Genomic DNA, 24,344 nt, shown 5'->3' with positions numbered 1-24,344 from the left:
GCAGCTCAGGTGATGGCAACAGGTAAACGAGGACAGAACGGCGGGCGCAGGCCCTTTATTGTGGCGTGCTGGCTTCTTCGGTGATGCCACCGTAATCGTTAATGGCTTTCCAGCTAATTTTGCCGGTAGCGCCTGCCGGTAGCGTCCAGCTCAGGGTGCCCATTGGGGCCAGCGTCGCAGAATCTTTGATATCCACTTCCTGAGCGCCCACTTTAATCGTCTGAAAAGAGACGTAATAAGGCGTCGGGTTGTTCACCCGCAGTTTGTCGCCCTGGCGCGAGAAGTTCAGGGTTTTCCACGCTTCATTCGCATCGCCTTTCAACCCTTCCGGGCGGTAAATCAGCTTCAGGCGCGCTTTGACCGAAATCAGCAGCTGATTTTCATCGGTTTTGTTGCTGGCCGGGATAGATTTAATGTTCAGCCAAAAAATAGATTCGCGGTCGGTGGGCAGGTTCCCGCCGGTGCGCACGATACGCAGCACGTTCTCTTTGCCTGCATCAAGACGGAACAGCGGCGGCGTGACGATAAACGGTGGCTTGCTGCTGTCTGACTCACTGTTGTTTTCAACCCAGCTTTGCATCAGGTAAGGCGCGACTTTTTCCGGATTTTTTACCGAGATGGAGGCTTCTTTGCGCGCACCGTCATACACTACGCGTGTCCCGCCGATGATAACGCCAGCGGTGGCGGGCAATGTGATGGCCATCAGCGCGATAGCGGCCATTAATGATTTCAATTGTGCAGGCACGGTCTTCTCCTGTTGCTGCCGCTCGATAACATGCACCCCAACTCAAAAGCGCGGCATCCTTGCCGCCATCAGAAACGTCCTGTCCGGATACATTCACTGTCTACAACAGCGATATTGCTATCGATAAAAGCGTGATTTTACTGATAGCTAATAGTGAAGTTGGTCGCAGCGTTAGCCGGGCCCTGGGTGACTGTTGCCGAGGTGGAAACGTATTTGGCGATAAAGTCGAACTGCGTATCCACAGTGCTGGACAGCGCTTTAGTCGCCGATGGAGTAGCAATTGGAATAAGCGTATGCGCGTCTTGCTCATAGATCCCCACGCCTACGCCCGTAGCAATCCCGGTGCCAGCGGTCAGCGCCAGCAGGTTGCTGTTAGCTGAATCAATCGGACCATCAAAGCGGATATTCGCGTTGCTGACGGTCGTCGGGCAGTTTTGCAGCACAATGCTGAATTTGGTTGGGGCGGCTGTATCACCTGCTGCTGCAAAAGCGGTCCGGCTGACCGTGCCCAGCGGAACTGTCTGGTTCTTGGTTGCGGTCGAAACCGTACAGGCGGTGTCGGTGATGGTACCGGTGAAATTGATGGTGCCGTCAGCAGCCTGAGCAACGGAGCCAACGGCGGAACCCGCCAGAATTGCCAGAGCGATAATATTTTTGTTCATCACATTTGTCTCACTTTTAACGGAGTATGAAGAAAGATTACCGGCAGCAGGAAAATTAAATTACCGCCGGAAATACTTTCACTTATTTACTGCTTTATTATTGGGATAACACCATTGCGCTGAATAAATCAGCCTTTGTTTTTCCCTGGTGTCAGGCAAGGAAAAATAAAAACCAATCCTTAACTATTCTCACCTTTGTGGTTAGATGCTTTTTACTGGACAACGCTATTAGTCAACAAATAACGCCTGATAATTACCGGCGATGACTTCATTCAGGCTGTTTGCACCCGCACGTCGCAGGGCAATCATTTTATAGCGACTGACCGCCGCATAAGTAATTCCCATCGACGCGGCAACGGCATGGGGGTTTTCCCCATTAAGCAAGGCGCAAACAACATCTCGCTCAATTTTTCGCGCCCGGTGCTGAACCTCAACGGGTAAAAACATCGGGCCGTCGTGAACGGCGTTGATCGTCTTCTGCATCAGCTTTTGCAGCACCGCCAGCGGACGAGACTTATCGACAACGGTGATGCTCCCAGGCTGAAAGCTCAGCTTTTGCTGGCCGCCGGTATAGCGATTGGTCAGCAAAATCGTTTTATTCGAATACTGATGCGTCTTCATAAAGAGCGCAGAAGTTTCCGCCGAGAGACTATCAGACTCAATAATCAGCAGATCGACATGCGGCCTGGCGACTATCTCATTCAAACCCGCCTGATTAGCCATGATGTTGGTGACCCGCCAGTGGCTCTTATTTTCACACAGCGCCTTAATACCCAGGATTGTGAAGGTGCAATTTGCGACGACAACAATATTTTTTACAGGCTGTCGTTTTGCCGGGAAATCAACATTAAATTCACTGTACATTGTTACTCCACGTAATATTGCACTCTACAATATTTCATCCATGTATTTATTACGATACCGCCTCTTAGGTTTTTTCCGGTGGCGTTGTGATAGAAATATAATATCGATAGTGCGCAGTGAAAATAAGACAAGTCATCACCCGCCTGTAGGGCATGGACTACACGCTGTTTTTAAATTACCTGCTATAAAAAGGAGTATTCAGAAAATAAAAACGCGGCTAGTATGAAAAGAAGCACAGCTTCTCTTCAGGTATTTATATGGCAAAAGTCATTATTGTTGACGATCACCCCATTGCACGTATGGCTATTCGCTTTTTAGTTGAAAAAGAAGGTCACAGCGTGGTCGCGGAAGGCGGTGACGGCGTTGAGGCCATCGCGCTGGTAGAGCAATATCATCCGGATATTTTAGTTATTGATATTGATATTGGCTCCCTCAGCGGTATTGACGTGGTTAAAGCGCTGCGCGGCAACAGTTTCCCGGGGATAATCATCGTTATCTCCGGGAAAAACCCTGAATTTTATTCCCCCCGCAGCGCCCAAAGCGGTGCCGACGGATTTATCAGTAAAAAAAACAATCTGCCGGAAATCATCACCGCCATTCAGGTGGCACAGAATGGCTATGGCTATTTTCCGCTAAAGCGTTTTGAAGCGCCACAGACCCAGCAGACCATGGATGACCAGGAACGGATGGGCACGTTATCGCCGCAGGAATTCCAGGTGTTTCAGCACATTATTAAGGGGCTGGAAAACATTAAAATCGCCAGCAAAATGAAAATCAGCAACAAAACGGTCAGTACCTACAAAAGCCGGTTAATGGAAAAACTCGGGTGTAAGTCGCAGCTGGATATCTTTGAGTTTGCCCGTCGTAATAACCTGGAATAACAGCATGGTTCGAGCGTTTCTTTTTTTATTCTGCACCCTGCTGACCGGCGTCAGCCTGGCTGCTGAGCAACCTCCTCAGGCTCTGCAAATTTTTAGCCGTGAGCGCCCTGCACTCCTCAGTTTTACCCTCGATGACAGCCAGTGGCGCTGGCTCGGATTAAAACGCGAATTAAAGGTAGCCACCTGGGCGCCGGACAACCCGCCCTTTGATATCGTGCCGGACACCGGCATATATGAAGGAATTTATGCCGATTACATCAAGCTGGTTGCCAGTAATCTGGGACTCAGCGTGCAGGTGCTGCGCTATGCCTCCCGCACAGACGCTTTGCACGCGCTGATGCGCAAGGAGGTGGATGCCGTTATGGACGACGGCGGCGGCCAGCAGATTCAATCCGCGCCCCTGACTGAAACCCGCAGTTTTATGGCCAACAGGTCAGCGCTTGTGACCCGTGAAAGCTCCGCCTCTCATGCAGTGACGCCGGGCATGGCGATGAAGCTGGCGGTAACCGAAGGTTATCTGACCGACCCGGAGATAACCGGTCGGTTCAGTGGTGCAGAAATAGTGCGCTTTTCCTCCAGCCAGGATGCCCTTTCCTGCGTGCTGCACGCCCGCTGCGACTACTTCTTAGGGAATCTCACCACCGCGAGTTTTCTGATTGAGCGAAATTACAGTAATGAGCTGACCATCACCGATGTCTATCCGGAGGCCTCACCCGGCAGCCGTTTTCTGCTGCGTGACGATGCCGCTGAGCTAAAACAGGCGATTGATACGGTGCTTATTGCCATCCCGGACGCGCAGAAGCGGGTGATATCCCGGCAGTGGGTACAGCGCCAGGATATCTGGCGCTTCGAACAGCCGCTCGACCTGACGGAGAGGGAAAAACGCTGGATAGCCAATAACCCAACGGTGAAGGTGCTGGTTAATCCTTTCTTCACCCCTTTCACCATGCTGGATGAACAGGGCGAGTTTCACGGCATTAGCGCCGACCTTCTGCGGCTGATTCATCTGCGCACCGGGCTGAGGTTTGAACCTGTGAAGGTTAATTCAGCCACGGAACTGTTTGATGCGCTGGGAGCAAAACGAGGCGATCTGGTCGGGGCCGCGATCTTTAGCCCTCTGCGTGAAAACGTGGCGAGCTTCAGCCGGCCCTGGCTCTACACTCCCGGCGTGCTGGTAGTCCGCAATACGCCCGACGCGCCGTCGGCTCTGAACAATAATCTGACGCTGGCGGTAGTGAAGGACAATGCCCTGGCCGCGCAGCTGGCCAAAACGTGGCCCGGCATTCATTGGATTTACACAGATAACGCCGGCGAAGCGCTGGAGCTGGTCAACGCCGGTAAGGTTGATGGCGCGCTGAACAATCAAATGGGCGCCGGCTTTATGATTGAACGGTATTTTCGCGACAAGCTCAAAATTGTGACTCGTCTGGGCGACACGCCGACCCAGCTGGGTTTTGCCGTGCGCCGCGATGAGCCTGAGCTGCTGGGGATCATGAACAAAGCGCTGGCCGATATGCTCCCCCAGGAGATTTCCCTCATTGTCCACAAATGGCAGAGCGCCCCGGACATCAAGGTAGATACCTGGCAGCTTTACGATAAGCAGTTTTATTGGGTACTGGCCGGTGCCGGCAGCATCATTCTGCTGGTGCTGTTCTGGGTGTATACCCGAAATAAAGAGATCCGACGCCGCCAGCTTGCCCAGGAGGCACTGCAGGCTCAGTTAACCTTCCGTGACACGCTGCTTAACGGCTCTCCGTCCCCTATTTATGTGTTAAACCGACAGTTTGTGGTGACCACACACAATGAGGCATTCCAGGCTTACTTTAGCCAGCATGGCGATGATTACCTACATTATTCTCTGTTCGATCTCCGCCACCCACTGGCCTCACTCAGAGAAGATCTCACGCAGATTTTGCTGCATCACGAGGATGCCACCCCACACGGGCAAACGCGTGAGTTTGTGGTGAATAATGGTTCAGAAGAACGGGTCATCGCGCACTGGGCAACGCCGTACGACGATTCGCGCGGCAAAACCGCCGGGCTGATTTGCGGCTGGCAGGACATCACCGAACATAAGCATCTGCTCCATGAATTATCGGTAGAAAAAGAACACGCGGAGCAGGCGAATCAGGCCAAAAGCACCTTCCTTGCCACCATGAGCCACGAGATCCGCACGCCTATCGGCGCCATCATCGGCCTGCTGGAGCTTGAAGTGGCACGCCAACCGGATAACGATGCAATCCAGGTCGCCTTTACTTCTGCCCAAACGCTAATGGGGCTAATTGGTGATGTGCTGGATATGGCCAAAATAGAAAGCGGCCAGCTTGAACTCGCGCCGGAATGGCTCCCGCTTGATTCGCTGTTGCCGCCGGTCATTCGTGTTTTTGAAGAAATGGCGCGACAGAAGCAGCTGAGCCTGTATTTTCAGAGTGATATAGAGCCTGACGCCGAAATTCTGGTGGATGCTGGCCGCCTGCGCCAGGTTATCGCCAATTATCTCAGTAACGCGGTGAAGTTTACCGTTGCCGGGCAGATTGATGTCCGGATAAACAGCCAGCGGAGTACTACAGATTTCCTGCTGTTGCATATCGCCGTCGAAGACAGCGGCCCCGGCATTAGCCAGGCCGATCGTGAAAAGCTGTTTAAACCCTTTATTCAGCTTGAGGCGGGAAGACGCCAGACCGGGACCGGTCTGGGGCTGGTGATCGGTAGCCAGCTGCTGGAAAAAATGGGGGGCACAATGCAGATGCACAGCATCCCTGGCCGTGGCACACAGATCCTGATTGAACTCAGCGTTCCCCTTCGTAAGGCGCGGCTGCCTGTCATTCCGAATGACTTAATGAAAACGGGGCGTAGCCCTAAATTGTCGATTCTGATCGTCGACGATCACCCGGTTAACCGGATGGTACTTCAGCGCCAGCTTGCACGGCTGGGGCATCAGGTTACGGAGGCGGAAAGCGGCCAGCAGGCGCTGGCTCGCTGGCGAAAAGCGCATTTTGATCTGCTGATTACCGACTGCACGATGCCTGAAATGGATGGTTTTACCCTGACGCAAAAAATCAGGCAGGCAGGTGGGACTCTCACTATCTTCGGCCTGACCGCCAACGCACAGTCTGAAATTCGTGCCCAGGCGCTTGCCGCAGGAATGAACGAATGCCTGTTCAAGCCTCTGCATCTGTCCCAGCTGGAAGCCGCCTTGCTGATGGTCCAAAAGACGGAGCCCTTCCCTGCGCTTCACGAGCAAATTCGCCTTGATGAGCTGGCAGAGCTGCTGCATCACGACGACCAAATGCTGAGGCAACTGCTGTCGAGGATATGCGAAGAAAATGATTCTGACCTTAAAGAAGCCAGGCGGCTCTTTGCCACCGGCGACTTTTCGGCGCTGGCAAGCTGCCTGCACCGGCTCGGCGGCGCCGCGCAGGTCATTTATGCCGCTGAGATTGACGAACTGTGCGCCGAAGCAGAAAAGCTATGCCTGCAGAAGGAGGATGCCCGACAGATCGGCGAACGGCTTCTCGAATTAGAAAATAAATTATCCCAGCTAACACTGGCGATTAAGAGCTACCTCATGGGATAACGCCCGCCAGAAAAATCTGGGGGCGATAGAATAGCGCTATTCCTCCGAACTCTCCCGCTCAGACTCTTGGGTATTAGCCTTCAGATCGATTATCTGCCCAATCTGATCGTGATAAACCGTGAGCTGGTTGTACTGGCTCATCTCGGAAACGAGCTGCGTCGACAGGTTAAAGCTGCGGGCCAGGTCGCTAAGCTGAAACGGGCTATGTTCGTCGTGGTATCGGTCACTGTACCTGCGCAGGCTGTATTGATACCACAGGATCAGCAGCCAGCCGTTTATGGCCGCAATCAGCAAATACAGCAGCACGGAATTGAGCGACTGTGCGACGATCTCCCCCCGCTGATCGGGCAATAGCATCAGCTGGAGCAGCAGATTTTTCCACACAAAGTACAAAAAGACAGCCCAGGCAACGGCGGTTAGCAGGCCGTCGAACAGGCGCGGCCCCAGTCGGTCCTCGGTCAATATCAGCGTGTTGCTCTGCATCATATTCTTCCTTTTCCACGGTCAGGACTTACCCAGCGCGCGCGGGCGCGGCGGCGTTTAAGCATCACTTTCGGGAATGACACCAGGGTGGTAAACAGGCCTATCATCCAGTACATAATCGGGAACCAGACAATCCAGAACAGCGACCCGGCAATCCGCTTTTCATAACGCCGCTCGATAAACAGGCTGACCAGGAACTGCATCAGGCACATCACCCCCAACAGCAGCCCTGTAAACTCCGGCGGAAACAGCGTTTCGACCACCAGATTCGCCGGCAATGTCGCCAGGTGGCTGGCAATAAACAGCAGGATGGTTATCGCATAGGCGAAGGCCCAGACCGTCGAGAGCACGTACTCCATGAACAGCGGCCACATCCGCCGGTGCTCCCAGCGGAACAGGCGACGCAGATTAACCAGGAACACTTCCGCCCCACCCTGCGCCCAGCGCAGTCGCTGCTTCCACAATCCTTTGAGCGTTTCCGGCATCAGGATCCAGACCAGCGCGCGCGGCTCAAAATAGAGCGTCCAGTGATGCAGCTGCAGTTTCCAGCTGATATCAATATCCTCGGTGATCATGTCCGGGCTCCAGTAGCCCACGTCCGCCAGCGCCTGGCGGCGAAAGGCGGCAATCACGCCGGAAACGGTAAACACCCGGCCATAAATTCGCTGGGTGCGTTTAATCAGCCCAATGATGGAAGAGAATTCTCCAACCTGAATACGGCCAATCAAATTCGAGCGGGTGCGGATTCGCGGATTCCCGGTAACGGCACCCACGTTCGGGTGGCGAATGAGCGGTAGCGCCAGGTAAGCCGCGGTATCCTGCTCCAGCAAAGCGTCGCCGTCGATGCACACCAGCAGATCTCCGCGCGCGGCGGCGGCCCCGGCTTTTAGCGCCACAGCTTTGCCTTGATTAGCGGCCAGATGAATTACCCGCAGCGTCGGGTATTCCTGCGCGAGCTGGTTCAGGATCTCCGCGGTGTTATCGCGGGAGCCATCGTTGATGGCGATAACCTCGATGTTGGTATAGCGCTGGGCCAGCGCGGCTTCGATTGTTTCCCGGGCGTTTTTTCCTTCGTTAAAACAGGGGATAAGGATAGAAATCAGCGGATTGCCTTCCAGCTGCGGCGGCGGTACCTCTTCGCCCCACGGCCAGTGGCGCTCCAGCCGGAACCAGAAATAGAGTCCGCCGGTCATCCACAGCACCGACATAAACAGCGGCCAGAAGAACACGAAGTCCAGCAAGATTTTCCCGGTAAATACCGCCGCCATGCCGAGCGGCAGCCCAAAGACCAGGCCCAGAATCAGCAAGGAAAGAAGACGATCAGTCATTGTTTGGGTACCAGTAAGAGGAAATTTCAGGTCTGATATGTGAAATATCAGGCTGGTTATTGATGAAGTCGTCCGGGTAGTAGCCGTAATGCTTCACGCCGTTCAGCTGCAGCAGCTGCATCCACTCCACCAGCTGTTTGTCGGCGATGCCTTTCTGCGCTTTGTGATTCCAGTCGCGCGCCTGAAGCTCAAAAATGGTTTTATTCATTCCCGAAGGCTTGGCCGCTACGGCTTTAATCAGCCGTTCCAGCCAGCTATTGCTCTCTTCCAGCGGCACGGACTCCATCAGCGGCATCGCCATCGGCACCGTCCAGTCGTAGGCAGCCAGGAAATCGTCAACGTTCTGGGCGAACCACGCCTCGCTCTCTGGCTCCAGAATCGGCAGCGCAAAGATATTTCGGGCGGTTTTTATCTGCGGGCCACGGATGTTCCGCACCGCGTCAGTCAGCGTGCGGGTGAACTCAATCAGCGTCTGGCTTTTAAAGCGCGTCCAGCGCCGAAGTTCAGCCGGGTTTTGATGAATGTCGCCAATGCTTCCCTGGAACCCCGCCTGCCGATAGGCGGTCATGGCGTCCGGGCCGGCATCTTCAAAGTCGGTGAGCAGCGCATCGTCGTGGAAAAGAATGCCGTCAAACACCGCATGTCGGGCGAGATCTTCATAAATGTCGACTATCTGGTAACGAACCTGCCGGTTCCACGGGGAAAGACGCAGATAAGGGCTGGTGGCCCGATGCGCCTTCCCGCTGGCGGCGTCCCAGCTTTGCACCCTGGGCAGCGCGGCATTCAGATCAAAAGAGAGCACCGGCAGCCAGGCGAACACTTTGGCATCCCCTCTCGTGCGCAGCTGCCAGGCGACGAAGTTAAACAGGTCGGCGCGCATCGGCAGCCAGCGGTTGGGGAAATAGAGCGACTTGATATTGCCGTCGCCGAGCGGGTCCGAGAACGCCTGCAAAAAGACATGGCTGATTTTCATGTCATACACCCGCTGTACCAGGGCATCGATATTCTTCGCCTGTTGCACCGGGTTCGGATCGTAGACGTAGTCGAGATCCACATGCATAACCCGCACCGGATCGGGCTCCCGGACCCGGCCCACCATACTGGCGAAGGCTTTGAGCGTAGGGTTGCCCGAAATCAGCACCCGCGGGATATTGTCCAGATCGCGCACGTCAGCGAGGCCATCATTCAGCGTGAACGCCAACTGGTAACCCTGTTTTTTGATGATACCAAGGGAGGTGCCCCCGGCCGCACCATAGGGCCAGACCCAGGCGCGGGGGGCTTTGCCGCTAACCTGCTCAATTTTACGGCTGATTTGACGCACATCGTCGTCAATACGGCGGGTAAAGTGTTCATCGCTTTCATACTGTCCGGTGGTTTTATTCCACGCCCGGTTGGCCACCGCCGGTTCGCGGCTGCCCTGAGGATTCGCCTGAATGCCATAGTGTGAAGCCCAGGTGTGCGAACCTATCTCAACCAGTGGGGAGCGGCTAAGCTCACGCACCATCTCCCAGGTGGCAAACTTGTCCCGGGCGGTCATCAGTCCGCCAAAATCCACTTTTTTGTCAGGCGGGGTGTCCACCCAGCTGCCCACCGGCGCCCACAGCGCGGGCACATTGTATGCCTTGAGCAGAGGCCACACGCGGGTGTAAAAGCTGCTGTAGCCATCATCAAAAGTGAGCAAAAAAGCCTTCGGCGGCAGTGGCGCCCCCCCGCGATGGGCGTCCAGAATGGCCTGCACGCTTACCGCCCGGTAGCCGTTCTGCAGCAGCCAGCTGATTTGCTCGTTAAGCGCACTGGTGCGTACCGCCAGATAGCGCTGATCGGGGTCGCGGTCTTCAACATCGTGGTAGGCCAGCACCAGAAAGTGGTTCTTTGGCCAGGGATGACTGGCTTCAGGCAGAGGCCGCTCTTTTGGCGGCAGGAAATGGATCTCCTGCGCGCACAGGCCTGAAAGGGTCAGTAACCAGCCAAAAACGATCAGGCCGATACGAAAACTGTTGGTCAGCATGTTTGTCCTTAAAATCGTAAATTCGCATCAAAAGCGACGGCAAGATGAGTTTCCCGCTTGCCGTCCCAGGGGCGCTTTTCCCAGTTCAGCATGGCCCCGGTGTCGAGGACGTTGTTCCACTGGATACGCTGGCCATACCCCAGGGACGTCATCGCCCCTGCCCCATAATTTTTTTGCCGGTAAACGCCCGCCCCGGCGCTAATCTGCTGACTCCAGACGGTGTCATAGTGCTGATACATCACATGATTAACGGCGAACGTCGGCGCGACGGATAAGTCCCATTTCGGGCTGTAATACACCCTGTCGGCCTTGCTGTTGGTGCTGTAAGCCACGCCGGGCTGCAGGTCGAGCGTGATCCGCGGCGTCTGCCACAGCCGCTCTTTGCCCTGGAAGGTGTACTCCTGGCGGTAGTTATGGTCTGAGAAACGGCTGGTCGTGGTCGCCAGTTGATATTCACGACGTTCGTTTTGGTGCCAGCGCACCCACAGGCTGGCCTGATTGGCGCTGATGCCGTTACGCAGCGCCCGCAGCGGAGTTTCCCGGGCCAGACGATCAAGCTCTCCGCCCACTCGCCAGCTGTCGCTGAAGCTGTGCCAGGCCGAGACCCGCCCTCCCGGCTTATTGCCGCCGTTGAAGTTGTTATTCGCCAGTTCAAGCTCGGCCCAGCTATTGCGCGGCCGCCACTCTATTCCGCCAAACACGCTGCGGCTGAAGCCCTTACCTTCTTCAAAGCGCCCGCTGTTAAAGCGGTGGCCGCCAAACAGCCGCCAGCTGTCGGCAACGGGTGGGCCATAAACTGCCATATCCCAGGTAAAATCGTGCGCCCCGCTGACGGGTGTATCAGAATGGATGCCCTGCTGGCCGTTAATGCGCAGTTCGGACATCCGGTGAACATCCCGCGCGCGGCTCAGCCGCTGAGAGCCGATATCCAGCGGGGCGCGCAGCATCACATCGTCGGTTAACAAATCCATTTGCCTCCACTCGTGCAGCTCCTGTGCGACGTAAGCCTGCTGGCGCTCCAGTTCAAGGTTCGTCGGCTCAAGCACCTCCGCCTTTTTTAGCTCCAGCTCAGCCGCCTGCGGCAGCCCCCGGGCCTGTAACACCCGGGCATAATCAATACGCAATCCCTGGTTACCCGGGGCGGTACTGGCCAGCCGATGAGACAGCGATTGGGCGGCCGGCAACGCATTGGTCGATAAGAGGTATTGCAGGGAGAGCGTTTTCGCTTCCAGCCAGCGATCGTTCGGCACGGGAGCCGGGAAGCCCGGCACGTAACGACGATAAGGCGTTGCCTGGGTAAGGTTTTGCAGGTAGCGTTCGGCGGCGGCGTACTGCCCGCTGTCCAGCAAGGCATAGAACATCGCCTGCTCGTTCTCATTCGCCACCCCGCTGAACAGATCCGGCGTTAGCGCCTGCCCAGTTTCGACCTGTTTTTCTGCCAGGTAAGAAGCAATAACCCAGCGCAAAGCCCAGGGCGGGACGGCCACATTTTCTCTAGTCAGGGATTCATATTCCTGAATAACCTTCCGGTAGTAATTGTGGGCGTAGAGTGCGCCCAGCCGGTCTATGCGCGCCCGCGTGACGTCCTGCCGGGCCTGAGGGTCACTGTGCCATTTGGCGAACAAGGCGTCGTAGCGATCCAGCGCCCGCTGCGCCACGGTAAAGCGGGCTTTCTCTTCCCCAGGCGAAATATCGGCCATACGCACCATTTCGGCCGCCGCGTTAACTTCGAGCTGCCTGCGCTCATGTGGCGGAAGTTCCGCCTCATTAGCTAACGCCAGTGCCGGGGAATTCACCCGGTTCACCGTCAGGCTTGATATCAGGTTTTGCAGCGCGGTTTTATTCCCAGGCGCAAGAGCAAGGGCCTGCGTGTCAATCTGCAACTGGTCCCAGGTCTTTCCCTGCCGCAAATAGACATAAGAGAGCGTCTGCAAATGCGCCAGCGTCGGTTGCTCCTCGACCAAACGCAGGGCTTCATCTCTGGCCTGCCAGCCTTTTCGTCCGTCGGCCAGCGTTTTAATTTGTCCCATGCGGTAATCATCGTTCCCGGGCGTGAGCCGAAGAGCCTGCTGCCAGAGAGAAAGCGAATCTCCCCAGCGTTGCAGATTGCGCAGAGATTGCGCCGTGGCGGCAACCCCCCGGGCCGGGATAGAAACACGCCCCTGATAACGCTGCCACACGCTGACTACCTCGTTATCACGCCCCGCCCAGCAGGCCACCTGGAGCCAGTCAGCCACCTGTTCCGGGTTGAGCGCCCCGGCATCTTCCTGCTGCTTCAGGGCATTGAGCAGCGGTTGGTAATCTCCGCCCCGAGCCTGTAATACCTGCTTATCATATGCCGATGTTGCCCCCACTCCTTGTACCGAAAACACCCCTGGTATGACTAAAAATAGCGATAGCTTCACGCCACGATAAAAGAATAACTTATTGATACTCAGCCGTTGTCCCATAAATATCTATTATTCCATTATGAATGAGCATGGTTTATCCACCGCGTTTGAATACCGAAATTCGGCATCAGCGGAAGGAAATTCACACGGTAAAACTTCATTGACATTCAGAGCATTAATTTAAACAGGCACGCCCCACTTAATGCCTTTTCTTACTTTAAGCTTTAGGAACAAACTCAAAATATCGCCAATCGCACATAAGCGATGACAAGAGGAATGATAAGCCACCATCAATAATTTTGTGAATATAGTAATCCGGCATCAGAGATGCTTTTAAGAATACTCCGCATCACCTTTTCAATAATTCATTTTCCACACAAAACAAAAACAACAACAGATTAATTTTAAAGGGAAAAATCACAATTCAAGCATCAGAAAATGTTATACCCGCCCCTCTGCCAGACATTTTCAAGTGAGATTCCCTGTGTTAATCAGGACGTTTCCTGGCAAGGAATCCTAATTTTCAATTCGATATCTTCTCTCTTATTTCTTTTTATTTATAATTTCCCGCACCAGCAATAAAGAAGATTAGCAATGGAACATTAATACTGCCCCAACAATAAATCGCCACACCGCCTAACTTACCTGAAGGTTAGTTAGTGAATTTTTAAAGAAATAATAGAAATACACTGTGTGTACGCATGCCCCAGTTTCTATGGTCATGCATTTGGATTGGAGTAATATTAAAGGGATACGCTGCGGTGAATGCGACAATTTTGATCACACAAGATCACCTTCTTTACCAGGGAATAAAAAACTATTTTCCCGACGTCATTCTGCTGCGCTCCGTTGGCAGGAGGAGTTTCAGCTACGGCTACACAGAGTACGCCATCCTGGTAGATAGCCGGCTCCCGCTGGCGCAGTGGGAAAACATCATTACCAGTGCCGAGAAGACCGGGACTCCGGTTCGCTGCATCATGCTAGATATGCGCCACAGCGAACTCTCCCCGCTCAGGCAAAAGTGGAGTCTCGATATGTCGATGCCGCACCCGGGCGTTGAAGCCTTGTTCTGGCTGCTGCAAAAGGTGAAGCTCGACCGCCAGGCCGGGGAATGGTTTTATGCTATGCGCCTGAGCCAGGAGGAGCGCAAGATGATGGCGTGGTTAAGGCAGGGTTTGCCGATGGAAGCAGTGGCTGAAAAACTCAATACCTCGCTTAAAAGCCTGTATCGCAGGCGAACCGAGCTTTACGAAAGGCTTGGGCTGAGCAACTTTAACGAGGCCTGCCTGCTCATTTTTACCGACGAAGAGCAAAACTATCCGTAGCTCAGGCGGCGGTTACGCTGGGGTAGCCGCCGCCCGTCTGACTTAGGATTGCTGCAGCGGCAATGTAGTCATGCAGGTCTGGCTATCATCAAAGGTGGCAAAAGCGGAATGTGCGGCGCGGCCCTGATAGCTGACGCTGACGGTCCCTTCGATATTGCGCGGTAACCACACCCCGATGAAACCGTTCTGCTGGCTGGTAAGCGTTTTATTCAGGATAACCTTGCCCGCTTTATCGGTAATTTTGACCTCAAAAGGCGTATTGGCCAGCTCCCCCTGGCAGCCGGACAGGCTGTGATTAAAGCAGGGGTGCGTTTGCTGCAGGTATGGCGCAAACGACAGGTAGAACTTGTCCCCCAATGGATAGCTAAACTTCTGCTGCCCGTCCGAAAGCACCAGCGCGCGGCTGGTGACACCGGCGCTGTAGCCCAGCGGACGAGCCTGCGGAGACTGGTCGATAGCCTCCACCATTTGCTCGGTGGTTTTTCCCGCCAGCCCGTGTTTTGCCAGAAAGTCATTCGCTTCAGGGGTGGCTGCCAGTGCAGAACCACTGAGAGCCAACGCCAGTAACGCAGTAATCATGCCTGTTTTCATCATTTATCCTTTCACAGAGTAAGGTTGTAACAATCACTGGCGCAGACGTTACACCTTCCCCCAGGGGGAAGGTCAAAGGCGGGACGGTAAAGAAAGGTAATGCTATGTATTTATGGCGTTTTAATTGATTTCTATCAAGTTCCCCCGGCGTCTCTGGCTGAAGAAAAACGCAATCACGCGCCATCCATCCCCCCGGATACCCCTGAGCCGAAACCAAGACAAGAAGCCGGTGGAGCAGCGCTGAATTGCGGCCGACGCTCTCTGCCCGGTGAGGTAAAGCCTCACCCCGGGCGTGCAATAGCTTCAACTACCGGGGACTCCATGAGATCTAAATCACAATTTTCAGTGGGTTAGCGCCAGCTAAAAACCGCTTAGCCCTTCCCACAACCGCTTATCTTCGCATATGACCACTCGGCCACTCTTTTTCCCCTCTCGCAAAAAAAATCGCCACGCTATAGCTGGCATATTTTTATGCCCTTCTTTTACACCAACCAGGCTCAGCAAAACGGCGAACAGGCATGAAGTCGGGGCTGACAAACGGATGAATTATGAATAAAAATAAATTTCTCAAACATATACCCTGGGCAATCCTGGGTATCATCGGGGCCTGCTGTCTGGCCGTCGTCGCCCTGCGACGGGGGGAGCACATCAGCGCCCTGTGGATAGTGGTCGCCTCGGTGTCGGTCTATCTGGTCGCCTACCGCTATTACAGCCTCTACATCGCCCAGAAGGTGATGAAACTGGATCCTACGCGCGCGACCCCCGCGGTGATTAATAACGACGGGCTGAACTATGTCCCGACCAACCGCAACGTTCTGTTTGGCCACCACTTCGCGGCGATAGCCGGGGCCGGGCCTCTTGTCGGCCCGGTGCTGGCGGCACAAATGGGCTACCTGCCCGGCGTACTTTGGCTACTGGCAGGCGTCGTGCTGGCCGGAGCGGTACAGGATTTTATGGTGCTGTTTATCTCCTCACGCCGGAACGGAGCCTCCCTTGGAGAGATGATCAAAGAAGAGATGGGGCCGGTGCCGGGGACGATTGCCCTGTTCGGCTGCTTCCTGATCATGATTATTATTCTGGCCGTGCTGGCCCTGATCGTGGTGAAAGCGCTGGCGGAAAGCCCGTGGGGCGTGTTCACCGTTTGCTCGACGGTGCCTATTGCCCTGTTTATGGGCATATATATGCGCTTTATTCGTCCAGGCCGGGTCGGGGAAGTGTCCGTTATCGGGATTGTGCTGCTGGTGGCTTCGATTTACTTCGGCGGCGTCATCGCACATGACCCTTACTGGGGCCCGGCGCTGACCTTTAAAGACACCACCATTACCTTTACGCTTATCGGCTATGCGTTTGTCTCCGCCCTGCTGCCGGTGTGGCTGATCCTCGCCCCACGCGACTACCTGGCCACCTTCTTAAAAATCGGCGTTATCGTGGGTCTGGCGATTGGCATCGTTATCCTCAACCCAGAGCTGAAAATGCCGGCGGTTACCCAGTACGTGGACGGCACCGGGCCGCTGTGGAAAGGTGCGCTATTCCCGTTCCTGTTCATCACCATTGCCTGTGGCGCAGTGTCCGGTTTCCATGCCCTTATCGCGTCCGGCACCACGCCCAAACTGCTGGCCTGTGAAACCGATGCTCGCTTTATCGGGTATGGCGCGATGCTGATGGAGTCATTTGTTGCCGTCATGGCTCTGGTGGCGGCGTCCATCATTGAACCGGGACTGTACTTCGCCATGAACACGCCTCCGGCAGGCCTGGGTTTCACCATGCCAAACCTGCACGAGCTTGGCGGCGAAAACGCCCCGATGATTATGGCGCAACTGAAGGAAGTGACCGCGCACGCGGCCGCAACCGTCAGCTCCTGGGGCTTCGTGATTTCTCCGGAACAAATCCTGCAAACGGCGAAAGATATCGGCGAACCTTCCGTGCTTAACCGTGCAGGGGGCGCACCTACGCTCGCCGTCGGCATTGCGCATGTGTTCCACAAAATTGTGCCGGTAGCAGACATGGGCTTCTGGTACCACTTCGGTATTCTGTTTGAGGCGCTGTTTATTCTTACCGCGCTGGATGCCGGGACTCGTTCTGGCCGCTTTATGCTGCAGGATCTGCTGGGTAACTTTATCCCGTTCCTGAAGAAGACAGACTCACTGGTCGCGGGCATCATCGGGACCGCCGGGTGCGTTGGGCTTTGGGGCTATCTGCTGTATCAGGGCGTGGTCGATCCGCTGGGCGGCGTCAAAAGTCTGTGGCCGCTGTTCGGGATCTCCAACCAAATGCTCGCCGCCGTCGCGCTAGTGTTGGCAACCGTGGTACTGGTGAAGATGAAGCGCACCCAATACATCTGGGTGACCGTCATCCCTGCCGTCTGGCTGCTTATCTGCACCACCTGGGCGCTGGGCCTGAAGTTGTTCAGCAGCAACCCGCAGATGGAAGGCTTCTTCTTCATGGCCAACCAGTATAAGGCGCGTATCGCCGCGGGCGGAGCCGATCTCACTGCCCAGGAGATTGCCAATATGAACCATATTGTGGTCAACAACTATACCAACGCGGGCCTTAGCATCCTGTTCCTGGTGGTGGTTTACAGCATCATTTTCTACGGCATCAAAGCCTGGCGAGAAGCACGTAAATCCGACCAGCCGACGGACAAAGAAACGCCTTACCAGCCGGTGCCGAAAGAAGGCATTAAGATTTCTTCCGGCCACTGATCGCTTCATCTGACTGCCCCGCATTAGCGGGGCTTTAATCACTTAAGGAGCGAAGAATGTTTGATAACTTAGGTGCGGCAAAAAAGTATCTTGGCCAGGCGGCGAGAATGCTCGTTGGCATCCCGGACTACGACACATACGTGCTGCACATGCAGACGAACCACCCGGACCAGCCGCCCATGACCTATAAAGAGTTCTTCCGCGAACGCCAGCAGGCGCGCTACGGCGGAGACGGTAAAGGCGGCATGCGCTGCTGTTAACAGGAGAGACGCGATGACACCGATTGCAGTAACCGTATTAACCGGTTTTCTGGGCGCAGGGAAAACCACCCTGTTACGCCATATCCTGCATACGCAGCAGGAGGAGAAAATTGCTGTTATTGAAAATGAATTTGGCGAAACGCCTATAGACAGCCAGTTGATTGGTGACCGCGCCACGCGCATAACGACCCTGAGCAACGGCTGCATTTGCTGCACGCGGTCGAGTGAGCTGGAAGATGCCCTGCTGGATCTGCTCGACAGCCGGGACAAAGGTGAAATTCACTTCGACAGGCTCATCGTTGAGTGCACCGGCATGGCCGATCCTGGCCCTATCCTGCAGGCGTTTTTTGCCCACGAAATCATTTGCGAACGCTACCTGCTCGACGGTGTAATAGCCCTCGTTGACGCGGTACATGCCGACTCACAGCTGGATCAGTTCGCGCTGGCCCAGTCGCAAATCGGCTACGCCGACCGCATTCTGTTGTCCAAAACCGACATTGCGGGTGAGTCCGCTCAGCTGATTGAGCGCCTGCAGCGTATCAACGCCCGCGCCCCGGTTTACCCTCTCCTGCACGGCAATATTGACCTGGGGCTGCTGTTTAACACTCGCGGTTTTATGCTGGAAGAGAATGTCGTGGCGACGAAGCCTCGCTTCCACCGCATTGCCCCGCAGCACAATGAGGTCTCATCCATTGTGGTGACGCTGGACTATCCGGTTGCGCTCTCCGCCGTTTCTTCCGTAATGGAGAACCTGCTTTCTGGTTTCGCCAATAACCTGCTCCGCTACAAAGGGATGCTGTGGATTGAAGACCAGCCCTGCCGCCTGCTGTTCCAGGGCGTGCAGCGCCTTTATAGCGCCGACTGGGACCGCGAGTGGCAGGCGGACGAGACGCCGGAAAGCACGCTGGTGTTCATTGGTATTTCACTCCCCGAGGCTGAAATTCGCGATGCTTTTGCGGGGTTAAAGCCCACAGCCTGACGGGCCAAAGTCACAGCCCCACCGCCTCCTTCAGCGACTTCAAATAGCGGCGGCTCACCGGCACGGTGCGGCCATCCCGCAGCAGCAGTTCCGCCTGGCTGTTATCCTCCAGGCGGATCTCCTGTAGATAATTCATGTTCACCAGATATTGCCGGTGGCAGCGCAGCAGCGACGTGCGGCTTTCCAGCGTGCGCAGCGTTAATTCGGTAAAGCCTTCTTTGCCATCCCGGCTGGTGACATACACCCCGCTCATCCGGCTGCTGACGTAGGCCACCTCTTCCATCTGCAGCAGCCAGATTCTGCTGTGACCGCTGCAGGGAATAAATTTCAGCGGCTGCTGGCTGTCCGGCAGGCGGGAGACATCCTGCGCTTCGGCCTCCTGGTGCAGGCGAGCCAGCGTTTTTTGCAGCCGCTGTGACTCAATAGGTTTCAGCAGGTAATCAAAAGCGCACTCCTCAAATGCCTGCACCGCGTATTCATCAAAAGCGGTGAGAAACACAATGCGCGGGCGGTGGCGTTCATCGAGCATGCCCACCATTTCCAGGCCGCTAATGCGCGGCATCTGGATATCGAGAAACAGCACGTCCGGGCGCAGTTTGTTTACCGCGCTAATCGCCTCTATTGCATTGGCGCATTCCCCGACTATCTCAATCTCGCCGTCGTTCTCGAGCAGGATGCGCAGGTTCTCGCGCGCCAGGGGTTCATCATCAACAATCAACACTCTCAACATACCAACTCCTCGGCGGGCAAACGTACGGTGATGCAGGTAAAACATTCCGGCTCGCAGCTCACGGCCAGGCCATAATCCTCACCAAATTTTGCCCGCAGCCGCTTGTCCACCAAATTCATCCCCAACCCGGTACTGTTCTCTTTTGGCCGGTATAGACCGGCATTATCCTCGACGTCCACCAGCACGTCGTTTCCCTCGGTACGGGCACGAATAGTAATCATCCCGTTGCCTAACTGCTGGGAGGTGCCGTGTTTAATGGCGTTTTCAACAATCGGCTGTAGCGTAAAGGCCGGCAAACGATGATTCGCCAGCTCGTCTGGCACCTGCCAATTCACCGCCAGTTGCGTCTGGAAACGCGCCAGCTCAATTTGCAGATAGGCATTCACATGTTCAATTTCATCGGAAAGCGTGACGATTTCAGACGGACGTTTGAGGTTTTTGCGGAAAAACGTCGAGAGATACTGCACAAGCTGCCCCGCTTTGTCGCCATCGTGGCGGATAACCGCTTTCAGCGTGTTCAGGGCGTTAAATAAGAAGTGCGGATTCACCTGCGCATGCAGCAGCTTGATTTCGGACTGCGCCAGCAGGGCTTTTTGTTGCTCATATTTCCCCGCCAGAATTTGCGCCGACAGCAGCTGAGCAATCCCTTCCCCGAGCGTGCGGTTGATCGAGCTAAACAGCCGGTTGCGCGCCTCGTAAAGCTTTATGGTGCCGATCACCCGCTGGTTTTCTCCCCGCAGCGGGATAACCAGCGTCGACCCCAGCTTGCAGTTAGGATGCAGCGAGCAGCGGTATGGCACCTCATTGCCGTCGGCGTAAACCACTTCGTTATTCTCGATGGCCTGCCAGGTGTAGCCCGACGAAATTGGCTTGCCCGCCAGGTGGTGGTCGGCCCCGGTGCCGATAAACGCCAACAGCCTTTCCCTGTCGGTGATAGCCACGGCGCTGATATCCAGTTCCTGATGCAGCACCTTCGCTACCTTCAGGCTGTTTTGTTCGTTAAATCCCTGCCGAAGAATCCCCTCGGTTGAGGCCGCCACCTTCAGGGCGGTGGCGGAAAACGCGGAGGTGTACTTTTCAAACATCGCGCGTTTATCCAGCAGAATACGCATAAACATGGCGGCTCCCAGCGTATTGGTGACCATCATCGGGGCGGCAATGCTCTCCACCAGGTGAAGTGCATCCTGAAAAGGACGCGCGATAAGCAAAATGATGATCATCTGCACCAGTTCGGCCACAAAGCTTGCCGCCCCGGCCACCAGCGGATTAAACAGTTTGTCTGTTCTCCCCCGGCGAATTAAAACGCTGTGAATAATCCCGCCAATCAGCCCTTCCGCAATGGTGGAGATCATGCAGCTCAGCGCCGTCATCCCGCCGAGAGAGTAGCGATGAAGCCCGCCGGTTAGCCCAACCAGCCCGCCTACCACCGGCCCACCGAGCAGGCCGCCCATCACCGCGCCGATGGCACGCGTATTGGCAATAGAGCCTTCAATATGCAGGCCAAAATAGGTACCCATAATGCAGAAAACCGAGAAGGTGATGTAGCACAACAGCTTGTGGGGTAAGCGCACCGTGACCTGCATCAAGGGAATAAACAGTCGGGTCTTGCTCATCAGCCAGGCAATCACAAGGAACACGCACATTTGCTGCAGAAGCAGCAGGATTAAATTGGATTCGTACATCTTCAGACAATCTCCGCTCTCGAGGCGAGGAAGATAACGCGATGAGAATATAATTTCCGGGGCATGGCGCAGATTTGTTAAATTTTGGACAAAAAAATAAGAGCCGGCCTGAGCCCGAGATAACGCAGATATAAAACTAAAGAAAGCAAATTGCACATTTATCGAACAACCAAAATGCCAGTTGATAAACCCGCTAATATACAGGTAATTATTTATCGCGAGCCCCACCCACGCGGGTATCTGCCGTTCATTATTCAAATATTTTCAATTAATCAATTTATATATAAGCAATGCCATATTTCTGCTAAAGGATATTAACGCCAGCCAGAAAATGACAATCACTTATTTATATTTCTTATGGCTATAAGTCATATTTTTATATTCTTCTACCCACCGACATTAGCAGGTAGTATCAGCCGAATAATAATGAATCGATCCCCATAACGCGGTATGTGCGCGCCAGTTGGCAGCATATCATGCTGTTCCGTTGCGGGAAATTTCAGCAGTTAAGGACCAGAATAATGATCGTTCTCTCGGGCGTATCAAAAGTATTTGCCAGCAGGCATGGCGCAATCACCGCCGTAGATAATATTAATATTCACGTAGATAAAGGTCAGATTTACGGCATTATCGGCTACAGCGGCGCGGGTAAAAGTACGTTAATCAGATTATTAAATGGGCTTGAAACGCCGACTTCAGGATCGATCGTTGTCGCCGGGCAGGATATTGCCAAGGCCAAAGGCGAACAGCTCCGCCAGGCTCGTCTAAAAGTCAGCATGGTCTTTCAGCACTTTAATCTGCTGTGGTCCCGAACCGTTGCCGAGAATATTGCCTTCCCTCTGCAAATTGCCGGTGTAAATAAACGCCAGATCCAGCCGCGCGTTAACGAACTGATTAAGCTTGTCGGCCTGGAGGGGCGTGAAAACGCCTGGCCTTCTCAGCTTAGCGGCGGCCAAAAGCAGCGCGTAGGCATTGCTCGCGCGCTGGCCAATAACCCGGACGTCTTGCTCTGCGACGAAGCCACTTCGGCGCTGGATCCGCAAACAACCGACGCGATTCTCGATCTGCTGCTCGACATTAACCGCCAGCTCAACTTAACCATCGTGCTCATTACCCACGAGATGCATGTGGTGCGCAAAATTTGCCAGCGCGTGGCGGTGATGGAAAACGGCAGAGTCGTTGAAGAAGGCCCGGTACTGGATATTTTCACCCATCCGCAGCAGCCCATCACGCAAACTTTTGTTCGCCAAATTGCGGGTCAAAGTACGCCCAGCGAACCGTTCAACCCTCTCTGGGTGCAGGGCATAAGCGGCAGCATTCTGAAGCTGATTTTCCCCGGCGGAGAAGCCCGGCAGCCGGTGATTGCCGATGTTATTCAGCACTTCAACGTCGCGCTGAATATCCTGCACGGCAATATCACCCAGACGGTAGACGGTGCATTTGGCGAGCTGTATGTCCATATGGATGACGCCAGCCAGCTTGAAAACATTGTGCAATACCTGAACCAAAAGCGGGTAGAGACTGAGGTTATTCGACATGCTTGAGCAATACTTCCCGCATTTAAAACTCGACAAACTGTGGACCGCAACGGGTGAAACGCTCTATATGACCGCCTGGTCAGGGCTGGCAACGTTAGTGTTTGGCGTTGCCCTCGGCGTGCTGCTGTTTCTGACTTCACGCGGCCAGTTGCTTCAGAATCGCCTGGTTTATTCGGTGGTGACCGGGCTGGTCAACGTCTTCCGCTCGATCCCGTTCATCATTCTGATCGTCCTGCTGATCCCGTTCACTAAAACGCTGGTCGGCACCATTTTGGGCACCAACGCCGCGCTTCCGGCGCTGATTGTCGGGGCGGCTCCCTTCTACGCTCGCCTGGTGGAAATTGCGCTGCGCGAGGTCGACAAAGGCGTTATCGAAGCCACGCGTTCGATGGGAGCGAAAACCCACACGCTGATTTTCCGCGTGCTTTTGCCTGAATCTTCTCCGGCGCTGGTGTCCGGTATGACTGTCACCCTGATTGCGCTGGTGAGCTACAGCGCCATGGCCGGGGTTATCGGCGCCGGTGGCTTAGGCAACCTCGCCTATCTGGAAGGGTTCCAGCGCAACCATAACGACGTCACGCTGGTGGCCACGGCCACTATCTTAGCGATCGTTTTTATTATTCAGTTTATCGGCGACCGCATCACCAACCTGCTGGATAAACGCTAACGGCTTCTACAACTTTCGTGCGGCAGGGATGCTCTGTGCCGCGCGGAATTCCACGGCAATGCAATTTTAATCACTACTCACGACTGGACGTAATAATGAAAAAACAGTTTATGATGTTAGCTCTGGCTTCTTTAACCGCGTTAAGCCTTCACGCCAACGCCGCTGAAAAACTGATTGTGGGCGCCTCCAACGTCCCGCATGCGGAAATCCTCGAGCAGGCGAAGCCGATTCTGGCGAAAGAAGGCATCGATCTTGAGATCAAAACCTTCCAGGACTATATCCTGCCTAATACTGCGCTGGCCGAGCATGAGATTGACGCCAACTACTTTCAGCATCAGCCCTACCTGGATTCAGTGTTACAGGATCATAAAGGCGATAAAAACTACGATTTCGTCAGTGCCGGGGCTATCCACGTTGAACCTATCGGCATCTATTCGAAGAAGTATAAAAGCCTGAAGGATCTGCCACAGAACGGCAAAATTATTCTGCGTGACTCAGTGGCGGAAGAAGGCCGTATTCTGGCTATCTTCCAGCGCGAAGGCGTGATAGCCCTGAAGCCCGGCGTGAAGCCGGTTAACGCCCGTATCAGCGACATCGCCAGCAACCCGAAAAATCTGCAGTTCAAAGCAGATATTGAAGCCGCCCTGCTGCCGCAAATGTACGCCAACAACGAAGGTGATGCGGTGGTGATCAACGCCAACTACGCGCTTGATGCTGGCCTGAACCCAATCAAAGATCCAATTGCCGTCGAAAGCACCGAAGGCAACCCGTATGCCAACATCATCACCGTACACCGTGCCGACGTGAAAAAGCATGACATCGTCGAACTGGTGAAAGTCCTGCACTCTAAGCAGATTCAGGACTGGATCAACGAGAAATATCACGGCGCGGTTGTGCCGGTTAACCAGTAATACAGAAAAAGGGGCGCAATG

The 24,344-nt window shown here is 54.7% G+C and carries 19 protein-coding genes; 9 read left to right on the top strand and 10 right to left on the bottom strand.

Annotated features, from left to right (window positions below):
* Positions 1-55: 55 nt before the first annotated feature.
* The 3 genes from VW41_09930 to VW41_09920 all read right to left on the bottom strand — a co-directional run bounded on the left by VW41_09930 (position 56) and on the right by VW41_09920 (position 2,271).
* The gene (locus tag VW41_09930; GenBank protein ID AJZ89331.1) at positions 56-721 is read right to left on the bottom strand and encodes a fimbrial assembly protein; all 666 of its coding nucleotides are present in this window, start codon (positions 719-721) and stop codon (positions 56-58) included.
* Positions 722-882: 161 nt separating this feature from the next.
* On the bottom strand, positions 883-1,407 hold the full coding sequence (locus tag VW41_09925) for a hypothetical protein (protein ID AJZ89330.1): 525 nt from the start codon (positions 1,405-1,407) through the stop codon (positions 883-885).
* A 228-nt stretch (positions 1,408-1,635) separates the two neighbouring features.
* On the bottom strand, positions 1,636-2,271 hold the full coding sequence (locus VW41_09920; GenBank protein ID AJZ89329.1) for a hypothetical protein: 636 nt from the start codon (positions 2,269-2,271) through the stop codon (positions 1,636-1,638).
* A gap of 257 nt (positions 2,272-2,528) precedes the next feature.
* On the opposite strand from VW41_09920, the gene VW41_09915 reads away from it, so the two are divergent.
* The gene (locus tag VW41_09915) at positions 2,529-3,152 is read left to right on the top strand and encodes a transcriptional regulator (protein ID AJZ89328.1); all 624 of its coding nucleotides are present in this window, start codon (positions 2,529-2,531) and stop codon (positions 3,150-3,152) included.
* A gap of 37 nt (positions 3,153-3,189) precedes the next feature.
* A complete protein-coding gene (locus tag VW41_09910; protein AJZ91917.1) occupies positions 3,190-6,729 on the top strand; it encodes a hypothetical protein in 3,540 nt (1,179 codons plus the stop codon).
* A 36-nt stretch (positions 6,730-6,765) separates the two neighbouring features.
* Here the strand turns inward: VW41_09910 and VW41_09905 are convergent, their stop codons facing one another.
* From VW41_09905 to hmsH, 4 genes are read right to left on the bottom strand one after another with little or no spacing between them, the layout of a single operon-like run.
* Positions 6,766-7,212, bottom strand: a complete 447-nt coding sequence (locus VW41_09905) for an ABC transporter substrate-binding protein (protein AJZ89327.1) — start codon at positions 7,210-7,212, stop codon at positions 6,766-6,768.
* Positions 7,212-8,540, bottom strand: coding sequence for an N-glycosyltransferase (locus VW41_09900; protein AJZ89326.1), 1,329 nt, complete (start codon positions 8,538-8,540; stop codon positions 7,212-7,214). Before VW41_09900 ends, VW41_09905 begins: the two co-directional genes overlap by 1 nt.
* Positions 8,533-10,548: an outer membrane N-deacetylase gene (pgaB, locus tag VW41_09895; GenBank protein AJZ89325.1), complete on the bottom strand. Its 2,016-nt coding sequence runs from the start codon at positions 10,546-10,548 to the stop codon at positions 8,533-8,535. Before pgaB ends, VW41_09900 begins: the two co-directional genes overlap by 8 nt.
* Before the next feature lie 8 nt (positions 10,549-10,556).
* Positions 10,557-12,998: a biofilm formation protein HmsH gene (hmsH, locus tag VW41_09890; protein AJZ89324.1), complete on the bottom strand. Its 2,442-nt coding sequence runs from the start codon at positions 12,996-12,998 to the stop codon at positions 10,557-10,559.
* Positions 12,999-13,678: 680 nt separating this feature from the next.
* Here hmsH and VW41_09885 point away from each other — a divergent pair.
* Entirely contained in the window at positions 13,679-14,263 is a 585-nt protein-coding gene (locus VW41_09885; protein ID AJZ91916.1) for a LuxR family transcriptional regulator, read from the top strand.
* A gap of 42 nt (positions 14,264-14,305) precedes the next feature.
* On the opposite strand, the gene VW41_09880 is transcribed toward VW41_09885, so the two are convergent.
* Positions 14,306-14,857, bottom strand: coding sequence for a hypothetical protein (locus VW41_09880; protein AJZ89323.1), 552 nt, complete (start codon positions 14,855-14,857; stop codon positions 14,306-14,308).
* 545 nt (positions 14,858-15,402) lie between these two features.
* On the opposite strand from VW41_09880, the gene VW41_09875 reads away from it, so the two are divergent.
* The 3 genes from VW41_09875 to VW41_09865 are packed head-to-tail and all read left to right on the top strand — an operon-like array spanning position 15,403 to position 18,795.
* Complete coding sequence (locus tag VW41_09875) at positions 15,403-17,556, top strand: carbon starvation protein A (GenBank protein AJZ89322.1); 2,154 nt, start codon at positions 15,403-15,405, stop codon at positions 17,554-17,556.
* Positions 17,557-17,612: 56 nt separating this feature from the next.
* A complete protein-coding gene (locus tag VW41_09870) occupies positions 17,613-17,816 on the top strand; it encodes a hypothetical protein (protein AJZ89321.1) in 204 nt (67 codons plus the stop codon).
* A 13-nt stretch (positions 17,817-17,829) separates the two neighbouring features.
* Positions 17,830-18,795, top strand: a complete 966-nt coding sequence (locus VW41_09865) for a GTP-binding protein (protein AJZ89320.1) — start codon at positions 17,830-17,832, stop codon at positions 18,793-18,795.
* 10 nt (positions 18,796-18,805) lie between these two features.
* On the opposite strand, the gene VW41_09860 is transcribed toward VW41_09865, so the two are convergent.
* Together VW41_09860 and VW41_09855 are read right to left on the bottom strand one after the other, a co-directional pair.
* A complete protein-coding gene (locus VW41_09860; GenBank protein AJZ89319.1) occupies positions 18,806-19,525 on the bottom strand; it encodes a two-component response-regulatory protein YehT in 720 nt (239 codons plus the stop codon).
* Positions 19,519-21,207: a histidine kinase gene (locus VW41_09855; protein AJZ89318.1), complete on the bottom strand. Its 1,689-nt coding sequence runs from the start codon at positions 21,205-21,207 to the stop codon at positions 19,519-19,521. The genes VW41_09860 and VW41_09855 overlap by 7 nt, the downstream gene beginning before the upstream one ends.
* A 521-nt stretch (positions 21,208-21,728) precedes the next feature.
* On the opposite strand from VW41_09855, the gene VW41_09850 reads away from it, so the two are divergent.
* From VW41_09850 to VW41_09840, 3 genes are all read left to right on the top strand, one after another.
* The gene (locus VW41_09850) at positions 21,729-22,751 is read left to right on the top strand and encodes a methionine ABC transporter ATP-binding protein (GenBank protein AJZ89317.1); all 1,023 of its coding nucleotides are present in this window, start codon (positions 21,729-21,731) and stop codon (positions 22,749-22,751) included.
* Complete coding sequence (locus VW41_09845; GenBank protein AJZ89316.1) at positions 22,744-23,412, top strand: methionine import system permease MetP; 669 nt, start codon at positions 22,744-22,746, stop codon at positions 23,410-23,412. The genes VW41_09850 and VW41_09845 overlap by 8 nt, the downstream gene beginning before the upstream one ends.
* Positions 23,413-23,507: 95 nt before the next feature.
* Positions 23,508-24,323, top strand: coding sequence for a methionine ABC transporter substrate-binding protein (locus VW41_09840; GenBank protein AJZ89315.1), 816 nt, complete (start codon positions 23,508-23,510; stop codon positions 24,321-24,323).
* Positions 24,324-24,344 lie beyond the last annotated feature (21 nt).

The sequence above is a fragment of the Klebsiella michiganensis genome (assembly GCA_000963575.1).
GTDB lineage: Bacteria > Pseudomonadota > Gammaproteobacteria > Enterobacterales > Enterobacteriaceae > Cedecea > Cedecea michiganensis_A.
Note: the sequence above shows the minus strand (reverse complement) of the source record. Positions and strands in the feature narration are given on the sequence as shown.